The organism is Pleomorphovibrio marinus, from assembly GCF_003347495.1.
Taxonomy (GTDB): Bacteria; Bacteroidota; Bacteroidia; order Cytophagales; family Cyclobacteriaceae; genus Pleomorphovibrio; species Pleomorphovibrio marinus.
The window spans coordinates 18,854-45,615 of the sequence record NZ_QCXY01000008.1; the positions used below are offsets into that span (position 1 = coordinate 18,854).

Consider the following 26,762-nt stretch of genomic DNA (forward strand, 5'->3'; position numbering starts at 1 on the left):
ATTTCTTGCGAATTACCATTTTTTTGGGAATAATGAAAAAGGAGTGGGTTGTTTTATAGGGAATTTAGGATAGTTAACGTCGGTTTGTTTCATCCATTTATCCAAATAGCTATCTTTGGCCGATTAAAACAGGAATCCATGACAAAGCAAATCACTACCATTCTGATCACTATCCTGGTTCTTTTCCCCGGGATTTGCCCGGTTTATGCCCAAGTAGACATTACGTTGGAGGACATTTTTCAAAAGGGAGTCTTTTCCAAGGATGGTGTGTATGGGATCAACTGGATGAAAGATGGCAGGTATTATTCTACCTTGGAAAAAGAGGGGGGTGCCAAGGTGGTAAGGGTCAACCTTGAAACCGGAGAAAGGGAAGAAGTAGTGGTGGATGGCAATGAAATCGGTCTTCAGTTCTCTGGCTATTCCTTTAATGAAGATGAATCCAAGCTGCTTTTATCCAGTGAAGTGGAGTCCATCTATAGAAGGTCTACCAAGGGGGTTTATCATGTTTTTGACAGAGAAACCCAAGAGCTTCAGCCGCTGTACGAGAATGAAAAGGTTTCTTATGCCACCTTGTCCCCGGATAACACCAAGGTGGCATTTGTGAAGGATAACAACCTTTATTATAAAGATCTAAAGTCTGGAGAGTTGCATCAGGTCACCTTAGATGGAAAGGAAAACCACATAATTAATGGTGCAGCAGATTGGGTATATGAGGAAGAATTCAGCATGGCACAGGCCTTTAAATGGTCTCCTGATGGAAAAAAAATTGCTTTTTTGAGGTTTGACGAGAGTGAGGTTCCAGCATACAACATGCAGCTCTGGGGGGAGCTGTATCCCCAAGATTATATTTTTAAATACCCTAAAGCTGGAGAAAAGAATGCGGTGGTTGGTGTGCATATTCATCATTTGGATGGGGAAACTGTAATAATGGATAGTGGGGAGGAAGAGGACGTCTACCTGCCTAGAATTTTCTGGGCAGGAAATTCCGATACCTTGGCTTTTATACGCCTAAATCGTTTGCAAAACCAAATGGATTTGTACCATGCGGATTCCAGAACAGGAAACTCCCAGCTTTTGCTATCCGAAAGTTCTTCTACTTATGTGGATCTAAATTACAATGATAATCTACTTTACTTGGACAACGGAAAGGGAATAATTTCTACTTCCGAAAAGGATGGGTTTAAGCATATTTACCATCATGACCTATCTGGCAACCTTATTCGGCAAATCACCTCTGGGGACTGGGAAGTCACTGAGCTCATAGGCATTGATCAGGATGCCGGCAAAATTTATTTTCATTCTACAGAGGTTTCCCCTTTGCAAACCCACCTGTTTGTGGTGGATATGAAGGGAGAAAACAAAAAACAGCTCACCAAGGAAAGTGGAACTCATCAAACGGATATGAGTCCAGATTTCAAGTATTACATTGGAACCTTTTCCAACACGGAGACTCCGGATCTCATCAGGCTTTTTGACACGGATGGACTTGAGCTTACCGTTTTGGAGAACAATTCCAGGCTAAAGGAAAGGTTAGAAAACTTCAACCTTGGCTCCAAGGAATTCTTTGAAATGGAGGCCGCAGATGGAAGTAAAATGAATGGGTATTTGATAAAGCCACATGATTTTGATCCAGCGAAGAAATATCCCGTATTGATGTACGTATATGGTGGTCCTGGTTCACAGAATGTAAAAGATTCTTGGACAAGTATCAGGGATTTTTGGCACTTTCATCTGGCGGGCGAAGGCTATTTAGTGGCATGTGTGGACAACAGAGGCACAGGGGCTAAAGGTAGGGAGTTCAAACATGCGACTTATGCCAATTTGGGAAAATTGGAGGTGGAAGACCAAATAGATGCAGCCAAATACATGGGGACATTACCCTATGTGGATCCGGAAAGAATTGGGATTTGGGGTTGGTCTTATGGAGGATACATGTCCTCACTTTCCCTTATGCTGGGGAATGAGGTATTCAAAACTGCCATAGCAGTGGCCCCTGTCACCACATGGAGGTATTATGACACCATCTATACCGAAAGGTACCTGCAGACACCCCAGCTCAACCCTTCAGGATATGACGATAATAGCCCACTCACTCATGTCGGAAAATTAGAAGGGAGTTTTCTGCTGATTCACGGCACTGGGGACGACAACGTGCATTTTCAAAATGCCGTTGATCTGACCAATGCACTTATTGGTGCTAATAAGCAATTTGAAACCTTTTATTACCCCAACAGAGCCCATAGCATTTCAGGAGGCAACACTTCTTTTCATCTTTATAGAAAAATGACGGACTTCATCAAAAAGAGTCTGTGAAATTGAGCAATATGCCAGATTCTCCCGAATCCCTATACCTATTGGAACACTGGAATTAGCAAAAAGACAGTCAGGTTTTGTTATTTAAATCACCTATTACCACCTAAGATAAGGTCATTCCTCAAGGCCTTCTGGGCTGCCAAAAGATTTGAGAAATGCAAGCTCCTCCCTGCTTACCTTAAATACCGTACCATGCCGGGTTCCATCCGGGAAATGAATTTGACTCGAAATGTCCTCCCAGGTTTTTAAATCATTGGAGGCCACAGCGCCCATATTATTTTCTATGTATTTGTCAAAGTACACGATCCAGCGGTCGGCTACTTTTGCAACTGTGGGGCCTTCTGCCCAGTAATCCCCAGTGATAGGCTCTCCCGCTTCCCCATACCCCTCGGTGAGTGACTCACTTCTGGCTATACGGATGTTCTTTTTTGGGGGTTCTCTTGTTTCGTCTTTTACAAAAAGTAGATATTCACCCTCTTCTTTGATGAGGGTGCCGTCAATGACATTGAAACCGGGTTCATAAAACAATTTAGTCTCGGAAAAGGACTTAAAATCCTTGGAGGTAACATAATATTGTCGGTGATTATAGGCATCCTCTTCCTCAGATTGGGTTTCAGGATATAGTCCGGAGATGGTGCTAGCCCAAAATATCAGGTAAATATCCTCCTTGTCATCATAAAAAACCTCAGGTGCCCAGGTATTTCGGGCGTTTTCCTCATGTTCCATCACAGGGATATATTGCTGTTCGGACCAGTGAATGAGGTCTGGAGAGCTTGCATACCCAATCCCCTTTTCATTCCAACTTACAGTCCATACCATATGAAACTTTCCATCCCTACCTCGGATGACACAGGGATCCCTCATTAGCTTATCCTCTCCTACCTCAGGAGTGAGAAAAGATTTCCCTTCCCCAATTGCTTCCCAATACAGGCCATCCATGGAGTAAGCCAGGTGCAGTCCGTCTTCCCCATTACCCATAAAATAGGAAAACATATAAATGGGGTCTTCTTCTGGAAGATCACAGGACGAGAAAACAAGTAGGAATAACAGATAGCGTAATTTTTCCATTTCCGGTTCAAAGCTAAATCAAGAATAGTTTTTAATGGGATACAAAGTTGGTCAAGGATTTGGGAAATACCCAATCACCCCAAGGGCTAATTTAATTAATTGGTAAAAATATTGGTTCACCATAAAATAATTTTGTAAAAAGACCAAATACTTAACTGGTAGGATAGGAATGATGAGGGGCTAAAAATTTATTTGGAATTATTTTTATTGTTAAACATACTATTAATTATTTTAAATACAGGACAGTACAGGATAGACATAAGTTGTAATAAGCATTATTTTATCAAATAAATTTCTCTTTGACAATAAATAGAGAAATAAAATAATGTAATCTCACAATTTAACAGCAAACCCAATTCGTATGAAAAATTATTTATGGGAAAAAATTAAAAACGGTGTGATGCTATCCATTCTGTTTAGTATGGTAGCCTATTATCCCGTGTTTGCCCAAGACACCAGGCAGATAAGTGGGATAGTAAAATCCCAGGAAGACATGGAGCCCATTCCCGGGGTCTCCATCCTGGTGAAGGGTACCCAGAGAGGGACAGTATCAGATATTGATGGGAATTATGCCCTGCAAGTGACGGATGGAGAGATAATTCAGGTCAGCTTCATTGGATATGAATCCATGGAGATGGAAGTTACCAGTAGCAGAACGGACTTTGATCTGGTGATGCAACCCTCTTTTTCAGATTTAGGGGAAGTAGTGGTAGTTGGGTATGGAAGCCAACGAAAATCGGATTTGACAGGATCAGTGGGCTCTGTAAGTGCAAAAGCCCTTCAGGAAAGGCCAGCGGCATCCCTCAACCAGGCCCTTTCTGGGAGGATCCAAGGGGTCAACGTGTCGGTAAACTCTGGAAGACCGGGGGGCAGGGCTAATATCAGGATCAGGGGTAACACATCTGTAAGTATCGCAAATGATCCTCTTTATGTTATTGATGGAGTCATCGTACACTCCACCGGCTTGGCAAATGGGAGTACTCCCATCGATTATATTAACCCGAATGACATCGAGTCAGTGGAAGTGTTGAAAGATGCTTCTGCCACGGCTATATATGGGGCTAGGGGTGCCAACGGTGTAATTCTGGTTACTACTAAAAGAGGATCCAAGAAAGGCGGGATGGTCACCTATGACACGGACTTCAGTATAGGGGTTTTGCCGAGAAAAATACCCCTTCTCAATTCAGAGGAATTTTTGAGGGTGGAGGAAATTGCCTATTCCAATGCCCAAAAATACGACCCAGTGGGCTGGCAAAACGGGATTTACCGGGACCCAAGGCTGAAACGAACCGATCCCCGGCTTTTCGATGCCAATGGTAATCCATTGCATGATACCGATTGGCAGGATGAGTCCTTTCGTCAAGCCATCACTCATAACCATCAATTGGCATTTACCGGAGGAAATGAAAGAGACAATTATGGGGTTTATATAGGGCACCGTGATGAGCAAGGCCTTATGCGCGGTTCCTGGCTGAAGAGGAATTCCGCTCGTTTCGTTTTTGACAGTCAAATCAAGGATTGGTTGAAGGTAGGTGGCTCATTGAGCTATAACGATCAAAGAGAAAGCCAGGTTGACCCCTTGGGGGCAGGAGGTATTATTGCGATGCGTCAAGTATTGGAGGCCTTACCTATCATTCCCGTAAGGTATGGGGATGGGAGTTGGGCAGGCAACGAGGATTATCCGGGCATGGAAGGTGGGAATAACCCCCTGCACGTGGTGGAGGACAGAGTGTATGAGCTGAGTACCCAAACGGTTTTGGGAAATGTGTATGCCAACTTCTTCCTTGCGCCAGGCTTGGAATTCAGATCCATTTTTGCCACTAATATCATCAACCAAAGAATCGATTATTATGGTGGGCGGGAATTGAATTTTATCGCTAGGAATCAAAGGGGAGACGCATCAGTCACCAATGACCGCCACAACTCCTGGCAGTTTGAGAATTACCTTACCTACAATAAAGATATAGATGACAAGCAGTCCATCAATGCCCTTCTGGGTATTTCGTGGCAGCATGTGGACAGATTTCAGTCTACAGCCAGGTCCCAGGATTTTGCAGATGATTACTTCAAGTTCAACAACCTTGGGGCTGGTGCCAATGTGTTTCAAACTTTGAGCGGAGCTACGGCCTACGGATTGAATTCCTACTTTGGCAGGTTCAATTATAACCTAATGGAAAAATACCTCGTCACTTTTACAGGAAGGATTGATGGTTCTTCCAAATTCGGTGAGGCTAATCGTTATGCTGTTTTTCCTTCTGCCGCTGCCGCATGGAGGATATCGGAGGAGGACTTTCTGAAGGATAGTCGTACCATTTCCAATCTAAAATTGCGGAGTAGCTATGGGGTTACCGGTAACTCGGAAATTCCAGCATTCCAAGCTTTGGCGGGAATGGGTAACTATACGGTAATTTTCAATGACCAAAGAGCCATTGGTTTAGGGGTAAATCGACTTGCGAATCCGGATTTGAGATGGGAGAGGACCTTCCAGACAGACATAGGGTTAGAACTGGGGATGTTTGACAACAGACTTACCCTAGAGGTGGATCTTTACCAGAAATTGACCAGAGATATGTTGCTTAATGCCCCAGTGCCTTCCAGTAGTGGCTACACTCAAGTAACCCAAAATATAGGAAGCATGGAAAACAGAGGAGTCGAGATTGCAGTAAACTCCGTAAATGTGGTAAGGAATAACTTCAAATGGGACACCCATTTTAACATATCCCTAAACAGAAACAGGGTCTTGGAGCTTACCGGTGGGGCGGATATTTTCTCCGGACGCACCATTATCCGGGAAGGTGAGCCAGTGGGTTCCTTTTTCGGCTTTGTTCACCAAGGTACCTGGAATACCGATGAAGCAGACATCGCTGCCCAATACGGCAAGCTTCCCGGCGACATAAAATACCAGGATGTAAATGAAGATGGAGCTATTAACGACAATGATCGTGTCATTATTGGGCAAGGTATTCCAAGAGGGTTTGGCACCTTGATGAACACCTTCACCTACAAAAACTTCGAATTCCTGGTAGACCTCCAGTTTATGTACGGGAATAATGTCATGTGGGCAAGCAAGCACTCGGCGGAAGACAGGCAGGGTATTGCCAATAGTTTCAGGACAGTGCTAAATGCCTGGACCCCTGAAAACCAGGACACCAATATTGCCGAATTAAGACCGCTAACTGCAGGGTACAATACCTTCAATGATTCGGACAGAGCTCAGGATGGCTCCTTTTTAAGAGGAAGGAACCTGCTATTTGCATATACTTTTACACCAAGTATCCTTGAGCGACTACACCTCAGCCGGCTCAGGGCTTATGTTTCTGTACAAAACTTCTTCTTGACTACACGTTTTCAGGGATATGATCCTGAAGTTTCCACCTCTGGTGCTCCATTCGATCAGGGAGTGGATCTTTATGCTTATCCAAAACCTAGGGTTTTTATGCTCGGTCTAAATATCGCACTTTAACCCAACCATCTACAATCATGAAAACTACAATAAATATATTCGCGAAAGCTCTCATTTTCCTGTTTTTCATTGGAATTTGGTCCTGCAATGATTTCTTGGATGAAACGGACAAATCCAATTTCACTTTAGAAAACTATTTTACCAGACCCGAGCATGCCACCTCAGTGGTCAACTCCATTTACGAAAGCCTTCGGCCCATCACGCAGAGTGGGTTTAATGGTGGCCCATGGATGATGTTAGAATTTGCTACTGGATTGGCGGATACAGAGCTTGGACAGGCCCAGAACAGTTTATTCGTAAGGAGCTTGATCAACAATTCCGACAATGCCTATGGGCAAACCTACTGGACAACTCATTACAGGGGGATAGCCAATGCCAACCTTGCCATTGCAAAAATTCCTGAAATAGAAATGGACAACAGTACCCAAAACAGGCTTTTGGGAGAGGCAAGGTTTTTAAGGGCTTACTTCTATTATACTTTAGTGAGGATTTTTGGGGAAATTCCCTTGATTACCACACCTATTGATTTAAGTTCCCCTGAAATGTACCCAGACCCTGCCCCCATTGCTGAGATCTACGCGCAAATCGTGGAGGACCTTACCACCGCAGAGACATTAGGGTTGCCTTTTAAAGAAACTACAGGAAGGGTTTCCATGGGTGCAGTGAAGTCGATGTTGGCAAGTGTGTACATGACCATGGCAGGACACCCCCTTCAGGCGGGTTCTCAGTATTTTCAACTTGCGGCAGAAAAGTCCCAAGAGGTCATTCAGGCTGGGGAGTTTGGTTTGTTCAATTCTTATGGAAGCCTTCATACCGTGGAGGATAAGAATCAGGGGGAGCACATTTTCATGGCTCAATTTGCAGCCTTCATTATGCCCAGCTCCTGGCAAGTATCCATTGTTCCTTATAACAGAGGTGTAAGTGCTTACAATGATGAAACAGGTGGTATTTTTGCCAATGCCGATTTCGTCCGATCCTTTGAAGAAGGAGATAAACGAGCCGCAGAAAAGGAATTTTTCTACACGGAGTATTCCATGAGATCTGACCGAACTACAATCATGCAACTTGGTGATTATTATATTTATAAGCTTTTCGACGAGGAGGCCCAGCTGGAAACTACCAGCAGTGGGCTGAACTGGATGATCTATCGGTATGCGGAAGTCTTGCTCACCTATGCAGAGGCTGCTAACGAAGCCTTTGGGCCAACCGCTGAAGCTTACGAAGCCGTAAACCAAGTAAGAAGAAGGGCTGAGCTTCCAGACTTGGAAGGGCTAAGCCAAGAGCAGCTTCGAGAAGCCATTTGGAAAGAAAGATGGGTGGAACTATGCTATGAAAACAAAACTTGGTACGATATGGTCAGGTTAAGAAAAGCCTATAATGTCCTGGAAAACAGGTTTGAGGATTATGTAGGTCATCAGTTTTCGTATGGACCCACAGTGACAGAACGAGAGCTCTTGTTTCCCATTCCTACGGCGGAGGTCAGAAACAATTCAAAATTGACCCAAAACCCTGGGTATTAATTTTTATCCCAGTTGGGATACCTTTTAGGGGAGGAGATTTTACTCTTCTCCCCTTATTTTCCTCTGTCGGATTTATAATTAAAACCACTTATATTCTGGCTATAATTCTACCAGGAGTTTCAAAACCTTATTCTCAATCCAAATGAAATCATTAACTTAATGGTTTGAAAAAAACACCTATAACCCCAACCCAAATGAAATTTCCTTTCTTAAGCCATTCCCGGCACCTTAGTATGCCATTCATTTTGACCTTCCTATTTGCCCTAGGGATTTCCTATTGTCAAGCTCAGCATGGAGAAAAGTGGCTGGAATTCAAGGGTGAAGACGGGCCAGGCAAGGGAAAGAAAATTGTATTGATCAGCGGAGATGACGAATACAGGTCGGAGGAAGGCTTACCGATGCTGGGCAAGATTCTGGCTAAACACCATGGATTTGATTGTACGGTTTTATTTCCGATTGACCCCTCTACAAATGAGGTTGTACCAAATTACCAAAAAAATATTCCGGGACTTTCCCACTTAGAAACTGCTGATCTGGTAATTATGCTCATCAGGTTTAGGGAGTTGCCCGATGAACAGATGAAACACATTGACGACTATGTGCAGGCGGGCAAACCCATCATAGGGCTAAGAACTTCTACCCATGCGTTTAATTTTGGCAAGGAAAGTAAGAGTTCCTATTCGCATTATCATTGGCAATCCAACAAGCCAGGCTGGGAAAAGGGTTTCGGAAGACGTATCCTTGGGGAGACCTGGGTAGCACATCATGGGAACCACGGAGTAGAAGGTACTCGAGCACTTCTGGACGGCCTGGCCTATGAAGACAAACATCCTATACTTAAGGGTATAAAAGACATATGGGTACCCTCGGATGTATATACCATCAAGGAAATAGGGGATGACGCCACCGTGTTGGTGCATGGCATACCTACGGAAGGGATGCAAGCAGACACGCCTTTGGTATGGGAAAAGGCCCTGATGCCCATAGCTTGGCACAAAACATATACTTCTGATAATGGCAACCAGGGGAAAGTATTCGCTAGTACCATGGGATCCTCTGTAGATCTAGAAAGTGAGGATTTAAGGAAGTTGGTGGTCAATGCTGCCTACTGGTGCTTGGACATGGAAGATGAAATTACCGAATCCACCAAAGTAGATATAGTGGGTGATTTTCAGCCTACTATGTTTGGTTTCGATAACTTCAGAAAGGGCATGAAAGTTTCTGACTTTAAATAAACGAAAATAACCATGAATAAAATTGGATTTAATGTGCTGGCCTGGTCAGCAGAAGTATCAGATAATTTAAAACCAATCATAGAAAGGCTGAAAAAAACAGGTTATGACGGGGTAGAATTTTTTGTGGGAGCACCTGATGAAAGGGCTTACCGGGAAATCGGCCAATTTACTAATGGGCTGGGATTGGAAACCACCACGGTATTTGTGCTGGGACCTGATGAAAATCCTATAGATCCGGATGCAAAAGTAAGGGAAAAGGCACTAGAAAAAATCAAATGGACCATTGATCGTTCTCATGACCTCGGAGCCAAAGTTATTTGCGGCCCCTTTCATTCTGCTTTTAGCACTTTTGCCCAGAGGGCACCGGAAGAAGCTGAGTACGATAGAAGTGCCGAGGTGTTGCATAAAGCAGGGGAATATGCCGAGAAGGCTGATATTTTGCTTACCCCAGAGGCACTCAACCGTTTCGAATGTTACCTCTGCAACACAGTGGACCAATTGGTAAAGTTGGTCAAAAAAGTGGATCACCCTAATGTGAAGGCTATGTTTGACACCCACCATGCTAATATAGAGGAAAAAAAATTGGGGGATGCTTTAAGGAAAATAGCACCCTATCTGGGGCATGTGCACATCAGTGAAAATGACCGGGGCACCCCCGGTTCAGGACATGTGCCATTCGATGATGTTTTTTCCACCCTAGCTGAAATAAAGTTTAAGGGGTGGCTTACTATTGAAGGTTTTACCCGAAATGATCCCGCCTTTGCCAATTCCATAGGTGTGTGGAGGGAGTTTTCTCAGCCCTGGGAAATGGCAGAGAATGGTCTTTCATTTATCCGGGAAATGGGTGCAAAGCATGGATTATAAATCAGGATTGCTTATTTAAAATAAATTTTTGTTCAACAAATTAAAAACTTAGCATATGTCGTCTCTTCCCTTTCGGTTTGGTGCCGAGGTCTATACCTGGTTCATGAGTGGTAATGGAGAAACTTACAAGGGCCAACTCGGCCACATGATTGAGGTCATCTCCAAGGCTGGATTTACTGGTATTCAACCCATATTTACTTGGATGGGCCCCCTATCGGACCCAAAACTTTTGGCTGACAAATTAAAGGAACAACAAATAGACCTGGCAGCAGTGGCATTGGCGCTTGACTGGAATAATGCCAAAGAAACCGAGGATGAACGGGCGATTGCCGACAACGCAATCGCTATGCTTGAACAATTTCCAGGTTCAGTCTTGTGCACCGTGCAGATTCCTACAGGTAGGCATGACTTGGAGAAAAGAAGGGGAAATTTGATTGGAATCGTAAATGAAGTTTCCAAGAGAGCCCATGATAAAGGTGTGATCAGCAGTTTTCACCCCAATTCCCCACATTCCTCCATCACGCGTACAGAGGAGGACTATAAGGTTATTTTGGGTGGCTTGGACCAGGGTGTTACTGGTTGGTGCCCGGATGTGGGACATATCATTAATGGTGAAATGGATCCTTTGGAAAAAATGAAGGAGTTTGCACACCTTATAAACCATGTACACTACAAGGATTGGGATGGAAATCCGGAATTTGCCCTAATGGGGAAAGGAAAAGTGGACTTCGCTTCCATTACTCAGTGGTTGAAGGACAGGGCTTTTGATGGCTGGATCATCTGCGAAGACGAAGGTCAGGAAGCCTTGGAGGATCCGGATTTTGTTACCCTTCATGACGGAAAATGGGTTCATGAAGAATTGATTCCATCTCTAAAATAAGTTAAACCTATGCCGATTATCCAAAGTAACGGAATCAATGTTTTCTATGAGGAAAGGGGGCAAGGAGCTCCCTTGTTACTGATCATGGGAATTACTGCCCCTTCGAGTGTTTGGGAAAAACATGTCGAGGAATGGGAAAAGCACTTTCGGTGTATTCTCATAGACAACAGGGGGGTAGGTAAAAGTGACAAACCTGCCGGGTCCTACACAACGGCTATGATGGCGGACGATTGTGCAGGGGTTTTGAATCACCTAGGCCTGGAAAACACCCATGTAGTAGGGGTGTCCATGGGGAGCACCATTGCCCAGCAGTTGGCTTTACGGCACCCTTCCTTAGTAGGAAAAATGGTACTCATGTGCCCTTGGGCAAGGTGTGATGCCAAGGCCAAATCTATTTTTTTGCATATGAAGGACTGCAAGGCTAGGCTGAGACCCGAGGAATTTGCCACCTATGTACAACTGCTGATTTGGTCTAAGAATACTTGGGATGACGAGGAAGCTTACCAACAATTAATGGAGGATCGAAAGAATGCGGCAAATGACCCTTCCCCACAACCATTAATTGGGCTAGAAGGCCAAGCTGATGCATGTATTAACCACAGCGTTCTGGAGGAATTAAGCATACTTGATCATCAAGTATTGGTGGTAGGTGGAGAAGTGGATGAATTTACACCTATCTGGATGACCAAGGAGGTGGCTGCTGCCATTCCCAAAGCACAACTACATATTTATCAAGGGAGCGGCCATGCTTTTCATTGGGAAAACCTTGAGAATTTCAATTATCTAGTAAAGAATTGGCTTTTAAATGTTTAGTGAGTAAATAAGTTTTTATATTCGGTAAAAAAGTAATTTTTTTTAAGGTGGCATTTTTTTTGAGGAATTAACAAATTGTTACTATTTTGTTATATTTATATTAACAACCCAACTTTATTCTCATAACAAGACCATTTAGAAAAATGACAGTTCGAGTTTCACCAAAAAAGATTTTTATCTTCCTTGTCGTAATAATTTCGGTTTTATTACTCCTTAATTTAATTGCCATCTTTTTCAGTTCATTTTTTGGAAGTAATCTGGTCAGCGACAAGCTTGTTCAATTTTTCAATTTTGATCAGGAAAATAACTTCCCTTCATTCTTTTCAGCAGTAGCTATGCTAATTGCTGCATTTTGCTTGTTTGCCATTTACCTTATAAACCGTGACAAGGGAATGGAGTACAGGTTTATTTCTCCTTGGTTGATGTTGGCCCTTGTGTTTGTGTTTCTCGGCTTTGATGAAGCCGTTCAAATTCATGAATCATTCGAAACGTTGACTAAAGAAATATTCCCTTTTGCCCAGGCCTTTAATAGAGCATGGATTATTCCATATGCTGCGGCTTTCCTAATCGGATTGGTGATTTTTGTTCCTTTTTTCCTCAAACTTCCCCAATCAACCAGAAAATATTTTATAATTTCCGGTGTGATATTTATATCCGGGGCAGTAGGTCTTGAAATTGTTGGAGGATTGTATGCAAAAGAGCACGGAACCAATAATCTTGGTTACGGGATGCTTTATACCATTGAGGAGACCATGGAAATGTTAGGAGTCGCCATTTTTATCTTTGGACTTGTTAAACATATTTGTATCATTGAAGATAAAGTAAAACTGAAATTTAAGGAGGACAAAGAAGCTGCCAAGAGTGATGTGGAAGCTGAGGAAGTGTACTACAGTAGTGGCTTTTAATGATTTTAGGCAATATTTTTTTTATTTCTGACTAATAAAAACGACTTTTCGGAAAAATCTATATGGAAACGATTTTCATTTATATCTTTCTTTCTCTTTCGGGCATATTTGTTGACCCTCCAGTAAAGTTTCAAAAACAGCTCATTGCAATGGAGTCCACCGAATCCGTAAATGTCTTTGATGTGGACGGTGATGGTCAACTGGACATCGTTTCGGGTAATTTCTGGTTTAAAGGTCCGGAGTTCAAGGAGAGACATCTTGTGGGCCAAATCAAAAGAGTGGGGGAGTATTACGATGATTTCTCTACCATTCCCATGGACGTAAACGGAGACGGTAAAATGGACTTCATCACCGGTGGCTGGTTCGGGGGGAAATTACTTTGGAAGGAAAACCCAGGTGATAATGGAGAGTGGGCCATTCATGAAATTGAAGATACAGGGAATATTGAAACTAGCAGGGCTTGGGATGTGGACGGAGATGGTTTTATGGAGATTGTGCCCAATACACCCGGAAAGCCATTGGCCTATTATAAGTTGCAGAGGGATGCAATGGGAAATGGTTTAGGGGAGTTTACGCGAGTGCAGGTTGCGGATACCCACGGTCATGGGTTGGGTTTCGGAGATATAAATGGGGACGGCAGAGGGGATTTTATTTTACCCAATGGCTGGCTAGAGGCACCCGAGGATTTGCAGAAAGGGGAGTGGGTGCTTCATCAGGATTTCGATTTGGGCAGTGCGAGTGTGCCTATACTAGTGGTAGATGTAAATGGAGATGGACTCCATGACCTAATCGTAGGGCAGGCCCACGGTTATGGACTGGATTGGTATGAGCAAGTAAAGGAAGGAGAGCAGAGAAAATTCGTAAAACATAAAATAGACCCCTTTCAATCTCAGTATCATTGCCTGGAATGGGTGGATATAGACAATGATGGAGAGATGGAATTGGTGACGGGAAAGAGGTACAGGGCCCATAACGGGAACGACCCAGGTGCCGATGACCATTTGGGGCTTTATTATTTTAAGTGGAATGGGAATTCTTTCACGAAGAACATCATCAGTTATGGCCCCTTGGGAATAGGAAAGGGTGCAGGGATATTTTTTGCTGTGGAAGACTTGAACGGCTCAGGTTTTAAGGATGTAGTAGTGGCCGGAAAGGATGGTTTAGCCGTATTCTATAATGAAGGAAATTAAATCTTAATGCAAGCGTAAAACTGACTTTACAGGGGCTTTAAAATTAAGCCTTACTTTGCAATACAATTCACTTAACATCGGTTTTATGGTCTCTTTCATGAAATCGAGGATGACGAGCACGTCACACACCGGGATGCCCCGATAACTATCGGGGAGATGCTAGATTCCCCCGAAACGGTTCCCCGAAACGGTTCCCCGAATCGAGTTCGGGGCAGGCAGGGGCAGGCTATGTGACCATTAAGAAACAATTGTAAACACATGAAATGCCCATGTTAGAGAATTCTCACACAGGGGGATGATTAATCTGGGCATTCCATCTGACCGCTGAAAAAATATTATAAACAGATGAAAAGAAGTAGTATTTTAGTATTCTTGTTTTTGGCATTTCAGCCAGTATTTTCCCAACAAACCGCCACTGGATTTGTGTTTGAGGACTCCAATGAAAATGGGAAAAAGGAAAGAAGAGAAAGAGGAATACCTGGTGTAACGGTAAGTAATGGGGTTCAGGTGGTTGTTACTGACGAAAAGGGGAAATATTCTTTGCCCGTGGGGGATGACAATATCCTATTTGTGGTAAAACCGAGTGGATATGCCCTTCCCCTGGATGAAAACAACCTTCCACAATTCTTTTATATCCACAAGCCGGAAGGTTCACCCTCCCTAAACTTTGAAGCTGTGGCCCCTACCGGGAAGCTACCCAAATCTGTAGATTTTGCTCTGTATAAAGCAGAAGAAAAAGAAGATTTCACAGCCTACATTTTCGGGGATTCCCAACCTTATACCGAGGAAGAGCTCGGGTATTTCGCAAAAAGTGTCGTGGAAAAGGCGAAAGGGGAAGAAGGGGTAATCTTCGGGATCACCTTAGGGGACTTGGTCGGGGATGATCTTACCTTGCATCCATCCTATGCCCAAACTGTCAGAGATATGGGACTGCCATGGTTTAACGTAATGGGAAACCATGACATGAATTACGATGCCAAGGTAGATGAGCATTCCGATGAGTCTTTCGAGGCTACTTTTGGCCCTGCAAATTATGCATTTAATTATGGGAAAGCCCATTTTATTGTTTTGGATGATATATTATATCCAGACCCCAGGGATGGGCAAGGCTATTGGGGAGGATATCGCAAAGATCAACTCGACTTTGTGGAGAATTATTTAAAGCTAGTAGATAAAAACTCCTTGATCTTGGTTGCCCAACATATTCCACTCTATCATATAGATGAAGGATCATTTAGGGATGCTGACAGACAAAGGCTTTTTGATGTTTTGAAGGATTTTGAAAACGTTTTGGCGTTTTCCGCCCATACCCATTATCAGCGGCACCATTTATATGGGCAAGAGGATGGGTGGAAGGGTAAAAACCCCTTTCATGAATTTAATGCAGGCACCACCAATGGGGATTGGTATTCGGGCAAGCTGGATGATGATGGTTTGCCAGTTTCTACTATGAGAGACGGAACTCCTAAAGGGTACACCCTACTGGCTGTGGATGGAACCAATTACGAATTGAGCTATAGGGTACTTGGCCAACCCAAGGATCATCAAATGCATATTTTCCACCCAAAAGTGGTGGCAAATAACCGTGGAACGCAGGCAGGGATTTTTGTGAATTTTTATATGGGCCATCAGGATGACAAAGTAGAATACCGGGTGGGAAATGGAGAATGGAAGGAAATGACATGGGTGGAGGCTCCAGACCCTCAATTTTCAGCAGAGGTAATGGAATGGGATACCGCAGAAAATCTCATGCCTGGCCGAAGGCCTTCCAATCCCGTGAATTCAGCCCACCTTTGGAGGGGAAGCATTCCCACAAACCTTGGGGAAGGCCTGCATAGCATCGAAGTTAGGGCCACAGACATGTTTGGTCGGACTTACCAAAGCAGCAGTGAATACAGATTGTCCGCACCGTTGGGTCAAAAATAATTTGTGCCTACCTCAATTCTATTAAGTCCTGGCGGTTATTTCTGACCTTTGCCGGGACTTTTTTTATTTTAGCATTTGAACCAACAGGATAACGCTATGAGAACATTTACATTGGGGCGTTCCCAGGAAGAGGCCATTTCCCTTTTTCCCGACCGCAGCATCCGGGAGGTACAATTGGGAGACCAGAAAATATGCGTGGCAAGGGATGGGGAATCATTTTTTGCCTTTGAAAGACTATGCCCCCATAGACTGGCAAATCTAAAAGAAGGCCAACTTAATTCCTTTCAAGAAGTCATTTGCCCCCTTCATCATTATCGGTTTGAGCTAAATTCGGGTAGGGTTGCCTCTGGAGATTGCAGGGACTTGAAAGTTTATAAAGCCGAACTTGATGAATCTGGGTTGAAAATCAGTATTTAGGATCGATAGTGGGAGGTTTTTAGCGATATAATTTTTTGTTTTTCTAGTAAAGGCAGTAAATATATTGTTTCTTGGTTTTTATTGTAGGGATGAATATGTACATTTAAAATATCCAATTTCTACAAGGAAATGAAAATCAAGGAAATCCGCTTATGGGTTTTTATCTTTGGCCTGCTCTCTTTGATAGCAGTGTACCTTTTTTTTCAGTCAAAATCCAACAGGGAACAATTGGAGAACCAGTCTCTAAAGGCTATTTCCCTATCCAAAAAAAGTTTTTTGGAAGCTTTTCAAAATTACCATGATCAACTGGAAGGCTACTTTATTAGAAATTTTGTGCGTTTGGTGGAAGGTGAGGACTCCCCTGCAGGCCAATTTGTAGAAATCCTGGATAGCGAAGAAAGGTTTGATGTGCTTGAATTGTCCCAGGTCTCAAAAGAAGAATTAAAGCAGTTCCATCATGGGCCCAAGTTGGTTGATATAAAGCATGGGAAGCAAATCTTCATAGAAATCGATGGGTTAAGGGTGGATTTTTCTCCATATAGGGGGGATGGACTTACCCCCCGGCTTTCAAGTTTGCTGTTAGCTTTATCCGAATCCAACTTATCGAGGGAATATGGGTTTTTGAGTGAAAACCAAACTGAGATTTTCGAGTCCAAGCATTTGATTCCTTTGGAGGATTTAATGGAACACAATCAGCAGAGCCAGTTTTTTGATGAAATATACATTTTGGACAGTCTCGGAAGTGTGGTATTTCCTGCATCCTATGCAGGCTTGAAGTTATTGGAAACAGACGATTTAGAAAATGGCCTACAGGTAAATCCCGACCTGTCCTACACCAATAAGGGGGACCAACATCTTCAGATGCAGATTGGTACTGTGGATTATGAGGGTTTTCTAACCCCTATGCGGCTGGCAGGCACTCCACTGTTCCTTTTAGGGGTTAAGGAGAGCAGTCAGTTTCAGCGTGTCGCATATAGAATTGACTTTAACCTCCTTAGCCTCCTGTTGATTGCATTGTCATTGGTTTTTGTTGCGATCCCGCTTATCAGTATTTTTACCTTGAGTGAAGGGGATGTCCTTACCAAAAAAAGAGTAGTGGGGCTGGGGTTCTCTTTGATTGTTTTTATGTTGGTATTAGGCTTTACTATTGCCTTTTTTCAAAACCAAAAAACGGGCAGGCATCCATTTTTGAAAGTGAATGAACAAGATGGCGATATAAAAAAAATTGAGAAGGCTTTTGTAGATGAAGTGGTCGATCTGCTTCAAAAGTTGGAACGGGAGGATGTAGAGGTATTTCTTATGGACAGGGAGTTTCCGGAAAACCTTTATGAATATTTGTCTTTTTCTACTGAAAGAGGGAGTGTGGGGGATGTTAGAACCTTTATTTTCCCGGATAGACATCAAAAACCTTTGAAAATCGACTTCGGATCTAGGTCAGTTGTTGCCATACCTAACAGGGATTATGTGAAAGCGGTGGCTAAGGACACCACTCATAAAGCCTTTATCAGTGCCCAGTTTTCCAAGGCTAGCGGTAAACTGGAAGGAGTGATAAGTAGCAGCAATAACGCAAAGGGCAAAGCCATAACCTTCGCCATTGATAGATTGGCTCCTGAACAAAGCATAAAACACAGGTATTTTATTTTTAAACCCGAAGGAAAAGTTCTGTTAAAAAGTGACAAAGTGAATATCCCGGTTTCCAACCTTCAAGATGCACTGGGTGATTCCAGGTGGAAAGAAATAAAAAGCTTGGTGGAGAACAACCCATTTCCTAGGTCAGAGGATTATTGGGAAGTGCCGGTACATGTTAATGGGTACGGGTATGTTGCCATTTTGAAGAAGTTGGATATCTCCGGGTTTGACTCACCTATTTGGGGGCTATACCTGGTGGATCAGCATCTGCAAAACACCCTACATGCATTTACAGCCTTAGAAGCACTGTTCATTATCTTTTCCTATTTTCTGATGCTATTTATGTTGACACTGTTCAATAGGCTAGCTACTCCCAAAAACACCTATTTAAGGGCAAAACCCTTTGATTATGCATGGTATAGGCCCCGTATAAGGCATAGAAATGCCTTTTTATTTTCTAACTATTTGTTGTTTTTCTTGATTTTGCTGTTTGCTTCGGCCTATCTGTTTCTTTCCCTTAATTTCTTCATGTCCTTGTTATGGGCACTAATTTTTGGGTACCATGCCAGTATTTGTAATTATATCTTGATTCATGGAGTTGGAGCAGGAAGGGTAGAATCCAAGGAGTTTAATTTTTTAGGGCCGGCGATTACGCTTTTGCTGATTTTTATGTCCCTTCAGCTATTTTTTCTTTTGGGATCTGACAAACCCTTGACAATTACTTTTTCCCTACTCCTTCTAATTTTGCTGTTGGGGATCATGATCCTATGTGGGTATTGGGTTTTCAGTGGCAGGTTGCCTGATTTATTGCCTGATTTTAGTAAGTCAACTTCTTTGACCAAAAGAATTCATTTTAGGTTGAACAAAGTATGGAACTTTGTAACCCAACTGCCAGTGGAGAAGCGAATTTTTGCACTCAATTTTTTATTATGGATTTTCATCCTTGGGTTTATTCCAGGGTACATTCTACACAGGCACGTCTTTCATCAAGAAAACTATATCTGGGAAGAGGCCATGGGGCTATCTGATTCAGATTCCAGAGCTGAAGAGGAAGTCAGTGATTTTTATCAAGAATTGATCAACATTCATGAAAAGGTGAGGCGAAATTATTTTACCAAAATCACCCACAGGGATGAGCAGATCCATGATTTTGTCTCTGCAAATGTAGGAGCTATTAAGCGGTCATTTTTTGAGGGGAGAATTCCATTGGATATTTCTTCCAAAGCTCCTTCCAGGAGTTTTTTGGGGTTGGTCGTAGATAAGTTCGGGAGAATCCCCCTTTTAGTGGCTTTGGTATTGATTACCTTGCTCATTGTATTCCACCTTTTATTAAAACTCAGTAATAGGGTCTTTTTAATAGATTATCTTTTCTCATTCGATAGAAACTTGCAGCCTGAATCAAGAAGACACCTAGGCCAATATTTTGTCGTTTGCTTGGACAGCAAGTTGGGTAAAGAGTGGTTTTTGGATCAATTCAAGCTTTCCCTTCAGGACGTTTTGTTGGTGGACCTTTCCTTGGACCAATTCGATAGGGTAAATGAAGAGGACAAAAGAAAGAGTGTTTTAATCCTAAATTTCCACTGGGTTAAAGACAGGAAAACCCTTAAAAGGGCAATAGAATTTTTGAAGGAGTATTTGAATGCTACTGATAGGCAAATATTCATCCATTCGGGAAAACCCATTTTGGATGTACTAAACCAAATGGATATGGAAGGTAGGGTCTGGTTGTCAGAATTAACGAAAACCTTTTTGTTTTTTACCGTTCCTTTACATTTTAGGACTACTGGCATGCCACAGTCAGATATTTTCGATTATTTTAGGAATACATATTCCCAACCAAGATTATTGAAAGGGAAAGAATCAGTGGCTTTAATGCAATTGAATACAGAAATCAGTTATGGGCACAAGGAAAATACACTTGCATTATTGACAAAAGCAGAGTTGGAAAATGAAGATGGTACTGTATTCATAAGCAGGGAAAAATACGAAAAGGCTATATTAACCATCCAAAGATATAATAAGACTTATTTTTTTAATATATGGGATGCTTTAAACTTTAAAGAAAGAAAAATGGTATACTATTATGCTGCGGAGGGATTCATAAACTACACCAACAGGGAGACACTTTCCCAATTGCTTCAGAAGGGAGTTATGGTGCTCTCTGCCACACGGGAAAAGTTGGTCTTGTTTACCGAGAGCTTCAGGAACTTTGTACTGCTCAATGTGACGCAGGAAGATTTGAAAAGGTTTAACCGGGAAGAAAGTGAGAAAGGGAATGCCAAAACCATTAAAGGAGCAATTATAAGTTTTGTATTTATAGCCTTTGCCCTGCTGAGCTACTTTGACCCGGGGTTGATCGATCAATCCATTGCCTACGTAAGTGGGGCTGTAGGGGTTTTAGGCACCATTTACAGTGTGTTCCAGAGACTTCCGGATAAATTTTGGAGAAAAAATGAATCGTAACTAGGTGTAGCTTGTTACTTAAATAGTATAGGATCCAGAAATTGTAAAATTATGTTAAAAAAAATTGGATCAATTCAGAATTTTATTGGTGAATGAAATAAATATTGACTAGAGTTTCTTAAAAAAACAAAAATTGATTGCGTGGTTTCATAGGATTATATACATTTGAAAGCTTGGGATTTTCCTTAAACCACAAAATTTCACAATATGGGATAAAACTCTACGTTATCTTAAACGACAATTTATATGAGTAAAAGGGTAGGACCTAAAGACAGTGAACTTATCTCACAGTACAGGAACGGAAGTGAAATCGCTTTCGAGAAGTTGGTAGATAAGTACAAAACCAGAGTTTATACGACTATTTTTATGATAGTCAAAGATCAGGGTGTAGCAGAGGATTTATTACAAGATGTCTTTGTAAAGGTAGTACAGACGCTTAACTCAGATAGGTATAACGAAGAAGGGAAGTTCCAGCCATGGTTGATGCGTATAGCGCATAATCTGGCTATTGACCACTTCAGAAAGATGAAGAGGTACCCTTCGATCTTAATGGAAGATGGATCCAATGTGTTCAATACCCTCACTTTTGCTGAGGAGAACGTGGAGGACTTGAAAGTAAGGGATGAGACTCACGCTTTGGTAAGGCAGTTGGTTGACGAGTTGCCGGAAAACCAAAAGCAGGTGTTGATAATGCGGCATTACATGGATTTAAGTTTCCAAGAAATCGCAGAACAAACAGGAGTCAGCATCAATACGGCTTTGGGACGAATGCGTTATGCCTTAATTAATTTAAGGAAGAAACTTAAACAAATTAATATCGCCTATGACCGAATCTTTTACCCCAAATGACTTGGTAAAATACATTTACCAGGAAATGGCAGCCTTTGAAGTGGAGCGATTTGAAAAAGCATTGCATACAAATCCCGTTTTGATGCAAGACTATATGGAATTGCTCAGCACTATGGATCTTTTGGATAATCTTTTTATAGAGCCACAAGAAGAATTGGTAAGTGAAATTAAAAGCAACTGTCAATCCACCACTGGACTTGAAAAAGTCTAAAAAAACCGCCTGAAAAGCATTAAACCTGTTGAACCTATATGGCCTCAACAGGTTTTTTTGTTTAAGCTACTTCTGGCGATTTGGAACTTTATAACCTAATCCACTATTTTTACCCATGCTAAAAAAAGAAAGGTTTAAGGCTTTTGTAGAGCATTTTGGCAAGAAAATGCCTGTGCCTGAAACAGAATTGCAGTACGAAACCCCCTTTCAACTCTTAATTGCTGTGGTTCTTAGTGCCCAATGTACGGATAAAAGGATAAATATGGTCACCCCAGCCATATTCCGCGACTTCCCCACCCCTGGGCATCTGGCAAGCAGTAACTTTGAGGAGTTATTCCCCTATATAAAATCGGTTTCATACCCAAATAACAAAACCAAACATTTGCTAGGCATGGGCAAAATGCTGGTGGAAAGCTTTGAAGGGGAGGTGCCCTCTACAGTGGAGGATCTAATGAAACTTCCGGGAGTAGGAAGGAAAACAGCCAATGTGATTACCAGTGTGGTTTGGAAACAGCCCAACATGGCCGTGGATACGCATGTTTTTAGGGTTTCTAAGCGTATAGGATTGGTACCGCTGAATTCCAAAACTCCTTTGGAGGTAGAAATGCACCTGGTGAGGCATTTACCTGCTGAGCATATCCACAGAGCCCATCATTGGTTGATACTGCATGGAAGGTATACCTGCCTGGCCCGCAAACCAAAATGTGAAAGTTGTGATATCACGCACTTTTGTAGATATTTTGAAAAACAACAACTTCATAAAACCAAAGGGATAATTCCTGAAGGAAAATCCTAATATGTGTGGGTTACATTTGATTATTAATCAGCAGGAGAGCCAGTCATCCAAGCCTATCCAACAAATGATGGAGGCATCCACACATAGAGGGCCGGATCAATCAGGCTGGTGCAACCCCTACCATGGAACCTACATGGCCGGAAACCGATTGAAGACTTTAGACCTTGGGGAAGCTGCCAATCAGCCTGTTGCCACCCCCGATGGAAAGGGGACACTCGTTTGGAATGGAGCTCTTTATAATTACCAAGACCTGAGGAATGAGCTTTTGAACTTGGGCTATGTCTTCCAGAGCCAATCAGATTCTGAGGTGTTGCTTTTTTGGTTGCATCACCATGGGTTGGCGGGAATTAGACGGCTCAGGGGGATGTTTTCACTTGCTTATTCGGACTTGAGAAACAAACAAGTGATAGTAGCAAGAGATCCTTTTGGAATGAAGCCATTGTATTATTCCAAGGCTGGAGAGTCCTGGGTTTTTTCATCAGAAAGCAGGCCTATTTTGGCATCGGGTTTCGTCAAACCCACCTTTGATTCCCACCAATACCATCCCTATTTTTACCTTAGGCATAGCCTTCCGGATCGCTCATTTTACCATTCTATAAGACAGGTGCTGCCGGGCACTGCCCTGGTCATTGATAATCATGGCAGAAAAGTCAATGCCATAAACCTAAATTCCTCCGAGCCTAGCATTGGCCAACCCTCCACGCAAAATGTAAAGGATTTGTTGCTAGATGCAGTGCTGACTCATTTTCACGCAGATGTGCCCGTTGGTATGATTTTAAGTGGGGGTATGGACAGTAGCCTATTGTATCATTTATGGTTCAAGCAAACCGGCACCCCCTTGTTCACTTTTACTGCAGGGTTCGAGAAAAAATATAAGAAGGCATACCCTGATGCCAGTTATTCCAGGGCTTTGGCTTCCAAGTATCATGGGGAACATCAGGAGGTTTTGATCCGCCCCGAAGAGGTTTTAGCAAACTGGGAAAACTATATTGCTGACCTGGATCAGCCTGTCGGCGACAGTGCTGGGTTTTTGACCTGGATGATTGCCAAAGAGGCGAAAAAGAAAGTCAAGATCTTGATTAGTGGTGCTGGAGCGGATGAACTTTTCGGTGGATATAATAGGCATAAGGCCTACATACGCTTTTTAAGTCATCCCTCATTTTGGCATAGGATTGCAAAGCTGCCGTTAAGGTTTCCTCCTGCTTTGAGATTGTTAGAAAAATTGAGGTCTTCTATATCCCAAGACCCATTCTTGACCTATCTCAATTTTGCATCCCTGGCACCACTACCTGAGGCACTGAAACAGCAGGTTTGGACTTATTTTCCAAAAAACTTAGCTCCCTACAAAAGTGCATTGGAGTGGGACAGAACCGTTTACCTGGTTAACGACATCCTGAAAATCCATGACAATGCCAATATGGCTCATGGGATTGAAGGTAGGGCTCCTTATATTGATTGGCCTCTAATCAGGCTCAGCTCCAATCTCCCAGAGGAAATGCATAGGGAAATATCAAGTAAAAAATGGTTGCGAGAAATCTTGCAGGAAGAGGGGCTAAGCAAAATAACGAAAAGAAAGAAGTTGGGCTTTGGTCTGCCTTTGAAGGAATGGATTAGGGATCATCAGGGCTTTAGGGATTATTTGTTTCGGACTCTTGTGGATTTTGGGAAAAGTGAAGGAGGGGCTTTGCCTTCGGAGATGCGGAATATGTCCTTGAATCCTTCGTTATTTGCTAACACTGCATTTCTCCAACTCTGGAACTTGTTTGTCTTGGCGTCTTGGAAAAAACACCATAAATTATGAGGTTAATCTACATCCATCAATACTTTCTTACTCCAGAGGAGGGTGGTGCTGTCAGGTCATTCCATTTGGCCATGGGTATGGCAAAAGCCGGTATTCGGGTAGATGTGATAAGCTCTCACAATAGAGAAGATTATGACATTCAGGACATGCATGGTTTTAGGGTGCATTATCTCCCTGTCCCTTACAAAAATGAGTTTGGGTTTTTAAAAAGACTTTGGTCTTTTTGGAATTTTGTGCGTGCAGCAAAAAAGCTAATCCTAAAATTACCACGGCCAGATCTTTTCTTTGTGACCTCTACCCCTCTTAGCACCGGGTTGATAGGGTTGTGGGCTAAGAAGAGATTTGCCATCCCATTTGTTTTTGAGGTAAGGGACTTGTGGCCAGAGGCTCCTGTAAGGTTGGGAATAGTAAAAAACCCATTGTTGAAAAAGTCTTTTTATGGTCTTGAAAAGAGAATCTATCGAAGCGCATCCAAGATTGTGGCCTTGTCCCCAGCCATTAAAAAGCACATTGCTAAGGTAGTACCGGATAAAGAAGTAAGTTTGATCACCAATTTCGCAGACACTGATTTTTTCTTTCCGGAATACCAGCCGAAGGTGATCGATGCCCATGATAGGAGATCTAGTCTTAAAGTTGCCTATGTTGGGGCTATTGGGTTTGTGAATGGACTGGATCAACTCTTGAACCTTGCAAGCGTAGCTCTTAAAGAGAACTTAGATTGGGAATTTGTAATTATGGGAAAGGGTGCTGCATTGGAGGGGTTAAAGGCAAAAGCAGAGATGGAAAACCTAAATAACGTTTCTTTTAGGGAATTTGGGGATAAGGAAATGGTAAGGGAAGTATTGGCAAGTGCAGATCTTGTTTATTTATCCTTTCGGCAGGAGCCCATATTGGGTTCCGGAAGTCCTAATAAGTTTTTTGATGCATTGGCAATGGGTAAACCGGTGATTCTTAATTTTACCGGATGGGTAAAAGAACTGGTTTTGCAACACCATATCGGTTTTTATCATTTCCCGGGAAAAGAGACTGTTTTGTTGCAAGAGCTAAAAGCCTTCAAGGAAAGGCCTGAGCAGTGGAGTAAAATGAAAACCAAATCAAGAAAATTGGCGGTCGAACAATTTTCTAAAAACCTTGCCATAAAAAAGCTCATTGGTCTGCTTAAACCCCTACAGCGACAAGGAAAAGCTAGCGGGGCCTATAACCGGACTGCCTGAAAATTTCCCTTGCACTCGGTTGGGACATGAGTTCAGGAAGGCTCATCGCATTTTGTTCCCTGTAGTCATCCACAATGTTCCACCCTATCCATCTTCCTAGCCTCCCTGGTGCGTCCGGGCTGATTTCGTCAGTAAATGGGGCCTCTCCGGTATATTTCCGTATTTCAAATGGGTTGGTTTCAAATAATAACTCATTTTCGATAAAGTGTGCCCAGATCATTTCCTCATTGGCATAGGAAGCAGTAATTTCACTGCTGCTATACCCTATGATATATTCATCTGGCGTACATGGCATCATGGTTTTCGTGAAATGATAGGACTTTCCATAAAAAATCATTTCTGCAAGAAGGCTGTTGTCTTTCAAATCCGTCTGGTTGTATTTTGAGGATAGTGCGGTTATTAATGTTGGCACTAGATGGTTTTCCTCGTACCTTTTGGCAATATATACAGGGATCTCTGGTGGCTGAAAACGGTGGTCTGGGGGAAGGAAGTAATCCAGGCCAATCACAATGATGTCTTCGGTAATAAAAAGATCTGAGCTAAAGCCACTTACGTAGGTATAGACTTTTGGAGGTACAAAATCAGGGTAGTGAAAATGGATTGCCTGGAATGCTAATTGTAAGTCCTGCTCTATTTTTGTAATCTCATCAAAATGGTTTTTCACCTCTTCGTAGAGTTCTTGCATCCCCTCGTTTTGGTGAATAGTAACTATTTCTCCAGCCAACTCCTCTTTGCTTTCGAAATCACCCATCATGAGGTATTGATCGGCAAATTCGGGATAGGTTTCCAATAGCTCTACCACCCTTTCTAAGTCCAAATTCTCAAAAAAAGGTATTTCTAACCTCTCTATGGAAACAGAAATCTCGGAATCCAAATATTCTGCAGGGATCCTACAATCTTTATCTGCTTTTTTGCATCCCTGAAAAGCCATTACAGCAATTAAAACCGAAAACAGGTGCTTATTCATCTTGCAAACTTACAAACTTTAAAGGCTATAGTTTAGTATTTTACGGGGTTTAAAATAGGGGTAGTGTTATAAATTGAACTATTTTTCTTGGGGCAAGAGATAATCATTCTTTAAATTTTATTTTGCAATTTAATGTCGCTACATTGATTTTATTTACATATATAGGTTGTTCGAAATTGATTAAATCCCATTTGTTACCTACAAAGAAACTATATACCGACTATAAGGTTTAGTTCAT

General features: G+C 42.4%; 19 protein-coding genes. 17 read left to right on the forward strand and 2 right to left on the reverse strand.

Features of this window, described 5'->3' with window-relative positions:
• The first annotated feature begins 138 nt into the window (after positions 1–138).
• Complete coding sequence (locus DB520_RS18055) at positions 139–2,313, forward strand: S9 family peptidase (RefSeq protein ID WP_114751371.1); 2,175 nt, start codon at positions 139–141, stop codon at positions 2,311–2,313.
• Between the two features lie 114 nt (positions 2,314–2,427).
• On the opposite strand, the gene DB520_RS18060 is transcribed toward DB520_RS18055, so the two are convergent.
• Positions 2,428–3,381 carry a glycoside hydrolase family 43 protein gene (locus DB520_RS18060; RefSeq protein ID WP_114751183.1) on the reverse strand — a complete coding sequence of 318 codons (954 nt, stop codon included), beginning with the start codon at positions 3,379–3,381 and terminating at the stop codon, positions 2,428–2,430.
• Positions 3,382–3,781: 400 nt separating this feature from the next.
• On the opposite strand from DB520_RS18060, the gene DB520_RS18065 reads away from it, so the two are divergent.
• From DB520_RS18065 to DB520_RS18140, 16 genes are all read left to right on the forward strand, one after another.
• Positions 3,782–6,844 carry a SusC/RagA family TonB-linked outer membrane protein gene (locus tag DB520_RS18065; protein ID WP_232835062.1) on the forward strand — a complete coding sequence of 1,021 codons (3,063 nt, stop codon included), beginning with the start codon at positions 3,782–3,784 and terminating at the stop codon, positions 6,842–6,844.
• Between the two features lie 17 nt (positions 6,845–6,861).
• Positions 6,862–8,364 (forward strand): RagB/SusD family nutrient uptake outer membrane protein, encoded by a 1,503-nt coding sequence (locus DB520_RS18070; protein WP_114751185.1) that lies wholly within the window; start codon positions 6,862–6,864, stop codon positions 8,362–8,364.
• Positions 8,365–8,558: 194 nt separating this feature from the next.
• The gene (locus tag DB520_RS18075) at positions 8,559–9,599 is read left to right on the forward strand and encodes a ThuA domain-containing protein (protein ID WP_232835051.1); all 1,041 of its coding nucleotides are present in this window, start codon (positions 8,559–8,561) and stop codon (positions 9,597–9,599) included.
• A 12-nt stretch (positions 9,600–9,611) separates the two neighbouring features.
• The gene (locus DB520_RS18080; RefSeq protein ID WP_114751187.1) at positions 9,612–10,463 is read left to right on the forward strand and encodes a sugar phosphate isomerase/epimerase family protein; all 852 of its coding nucleotides are present in this window, start codon (positions 9,612–9,614) and stop codon (positions 10,461–10,463) included.
• A 55-nt stretch (positions 10,464–10,518) separates the two neighbouring features.
• Positions 10,519–11,343: a sugar phosphate isomerase/epimerase family protein gene (locus DB520_RS18085; protein WP_114751188.1), complete on the forward strand. Its 825-nt coding sequence runs from the start codon at positions 10,519–10,521 to the stop codon at positions 11,341–11,343.
• 9 nt (positions 11,344–11,352) lie between these two features.
• Complete coding sequence (locus tag DB520_RS18090; protein WP_114751189.1) at positions 11,353–12,156, forward strand: alpha/beta fold hydrolase; 804 nt, start codon at positions 11,353–11,355, stop codon at positions 12,154–12,156.
• 143 nt (positions 12,157–12,299) lie between these two features.
• A complete protein-coding gene (locus tag DB520_RS18095) occupies positions 12,300–13,061 on the forward strand; it encodes a hypothetical protein (RefSeq protein ID WP_114751190.1) in 762 nt (253 codons plus the stop codon).
• Between the two features lie 62 nt (positions 13,062–13,123).
• Positions 13,124–14,251, forward strand: coding sequence for an FG-GAP repeat domain-containing protein (locus DB520_RS18100; RefSeq protein WP_114751191.1), 1,128 nt, complete (start codon positions 13,124–13,126; stop codon positions 14,249–14,251).
• Positions 14,252–14,596: 345 nt separating this feature from the next.
• Complete coding sequence (locus DB520_RS18105) at positions 14,597–16,177, forward strand: calcineurin-like phosphoesterase C-terminal domain-containing protein (RefSeq protein ID WP_114751192.1); 1,581 nt, start codon at positions 14,597–14,599, stop codon at positions 16,175–16,177.
• A 96-nt stretch (positions 16,178–16,273) separates the two neighbouring features.
• A complete protein-coding gene (locus DB520_RS18110) occupies positions 16,274–16,594 on the forward strand; it encodes a Rieske (2Fe-2S) protein (RefSeq protein ID WP_114751193.1) in 321 nt (106 codons plus the stop codon).
• 129 nt (positions 16,595–16,723) lie between these two features.
• The gene (locus DB520_RS18115) at positions 16,724–20,686 is read left to right on the forward strand and encodes a hypothetical protein (protein ID WP_114751194.1); all 3,963 of its coding nucleotides are present in this window, start codon (positions 16,724–16,726) and stop codon (positions 20,684–20,686) included.
• Between the two features lie 246 nt (positions 20,687–20,932).
• The gene (locus DB520_RS18120; protein ID WP_114751195.1) at positions 20,933–21,535 is read left to right on the forward strand and encodes an RNA polymerase sigma factor; all 603 of its coding nucleotides are present in this window, start codon (positions 20,933–20,935) and stop codon (positions 21,533–21,535) included.
• Complete coding sequence (locus tag DB520_RS18125; protein WP_114751196.1) at positions 21,510–21,746, forward strand: anti-sigma factor; 237 nt, start codon at positions 21,510–21,512, stop codon at positions 21,744–21,746. The genes DB520_RS18120 and DB520_RS18125 overlap by 26 nt, the downstream gene beginning before the upstream one ends.
• Positions 21,747–21,861: 115 nt before the next feature.
• Positions 21,862–22,542, forward strand: coding sequence for an endonuclease III (nth, locus tag DB520_RS18130; RefSeq protein WP_114751197.1), 681 nt, complete (start codon positions 21,862–21,864; stop codon positions 22,540–22,542).
• A gap of 1 nt (position 22,543) precedes the next feature.
• Entirely contained in the window at positions 22,544–24,343 is a 1,800-nt protein-coding gene (asnB, locus tag DB520_RS18135; protein ID WP_114751198.1) for an asparagine synthase (glutamine-hydrolyzing), read from the forward strand.
• Complete coding sequence (locus tag DB520_RS18140; protein ID WP_114751199.1) at positions 24,340–25,557, forward strand: glycosyltransferase family 4 protein; 1,218 nt, start codon at positions 24,340–24,342, stop codon at positions 25,555–25,557. The genes asnB and DB520_RS18140 overlap by 4 nt, the downstream gene beginning before the upstream one ends.
• On the opposite strand, the gene gldB is transcribed toward DB520_RS18140, so the two are convergent.
• On the reverse strand, positions 25,529–26,524 hold the full coding sequence (gldB, locus tag DB520_RS18145; RefSeq protein ID WP_114751200.1) for a gliding motility lipoprotein GldB: 996 nt from the start codon (positions 26,522–26,524) through the stop codon (positions 25,529–25,531). The two genes, DB520_RS18140 and gldB, sit on opposite strands and share 29 nt — an antisense overlap.
• Positions 26,525–26,762 lie beyond the last annotated feature (238 nt).

Coding starts and splice junctions, on each gene's coding strand:
- DB520_RS18095 (WP_114751190.1), top strand. CDS start 12,300: ATGACAGTTCGAGTTTCACCAAAAAAGATTTTTATCTTCCTTGTCGTA.
- DB520_RS18075 (WP_232835051.1), top strand. CDS start 8,559: ATGAAATTTCCTTTCTTAAGCCATTCCCGGCACCTTAGTATGCCATTC.
- DB520_RS18105 (WP_114751192.1), top strand. CDS start 14,597: ATGAAAAGAAGTAGTATTTTAGTATTCTTGTTTTTGGCATTTCAGCCA.
- asnB (WP_114751198.1), top strand. CDS start 22,544: ATGTGTGGGTTACATTTGATTATTAATCAGCAGGAGAGCCAGTCATCC.
- DB520_RS18115 (WP_114751194.1), top strand. CDS start 16,724: ATGAAAATCAAGGAAATCCGCTTATGGGTTTTTATCTTTGGCCTGCTC.
- DB520_RS18100 (WP_114751191.1), top strand. CDS start 13,124: ATGGAAACGATTTTCATTTATATCTTTCTTTCTCTTTCGGGCATATTT.
- DB520_RS18070 (WP_114751185.1), top strand. CDS start 6,862: ATGAAAACTACAATAAATATATTCGCGAAAGCTCTCATTTTCCTGTTT.
- DB520_RS18125 (WP_114751196.1), top strand. CDS start 21,510: ATGACCGAATCTTTTACCCCAAATGACTTGGTAAAATACATTTACCAG.
- DB520_RS18065 (WP_232835062.1), top strand. CDS start 3,782: ATGCTATCCATTCTGTTTAGTATGGTAGCCTATTATCCCGTGTTTGCC.
- DB520_RS18080 (WP_114751187.1), top strand. CDS start 9,612: ATGAATAAAATTGGATTTAATGTGCTGGCCTGGTCAGCAGAAGTATCA.
- nth (WP_114751197.1), top strand. CDS start 21,862: ATGCTAAAAAAAGAAAGGTTTAAGGCTTTTGTAGAGCATTTTGGCAAG.
- DB520_RS18090 (WP_114751189.1), top strand. CDS start 11,353: ATGCCGATTATCCAAAGTAACGGAATCAATGTTTTCTATGAGGAAAGG.
- DB520_RS18120 (WP_114751195.1), top strand. CDS start 20,933: ATGAGTAAAAGGGTAGGACCTAAAGACAGTGAACTTATCTCACAGTAC.
- DB520_RS18060 (WP_114751183.1), bottom strand. CDS start 3,381: ATGGAAAAATTACGCTATCTGTTATTCCTACTTGTTTTCTCGTCCTGT.
- DB520_RS18085 (WP_114751188.1), top strand. CDS start 10,519: ATGTCGTCTCTTCCCTTTCGGTTTGGTGCCGAGGTCTATACCTGGTTC.
- DB520_RS18110 (WP_114751193.1), top strand. CDS start 16,274: ATGAGAACATTTACATTGGGGCGTTCCCAGGAAGAGGCCATTTCCCTT.
- DB520_RS18140 (WP_114751199.1), top strand. CDS start 24,340: ATGAGGTTAATCTACATCCATCAATACTTTCTTACTCCAGAGGAGGGT.
- gldB (WP_114751200.1), bottom strand. CDS start 26,524: ATGAATAAGCACCTGTTTTCGGTTTTAATTGCTGTAATGGCTTTTCAG.
- DB520_RS18055 (WP_114751371.1), top strand. CDS start 139: ATGACAAAGCAAATCACTACCATTCTGATCACTATCCTGGTTCTTTTC.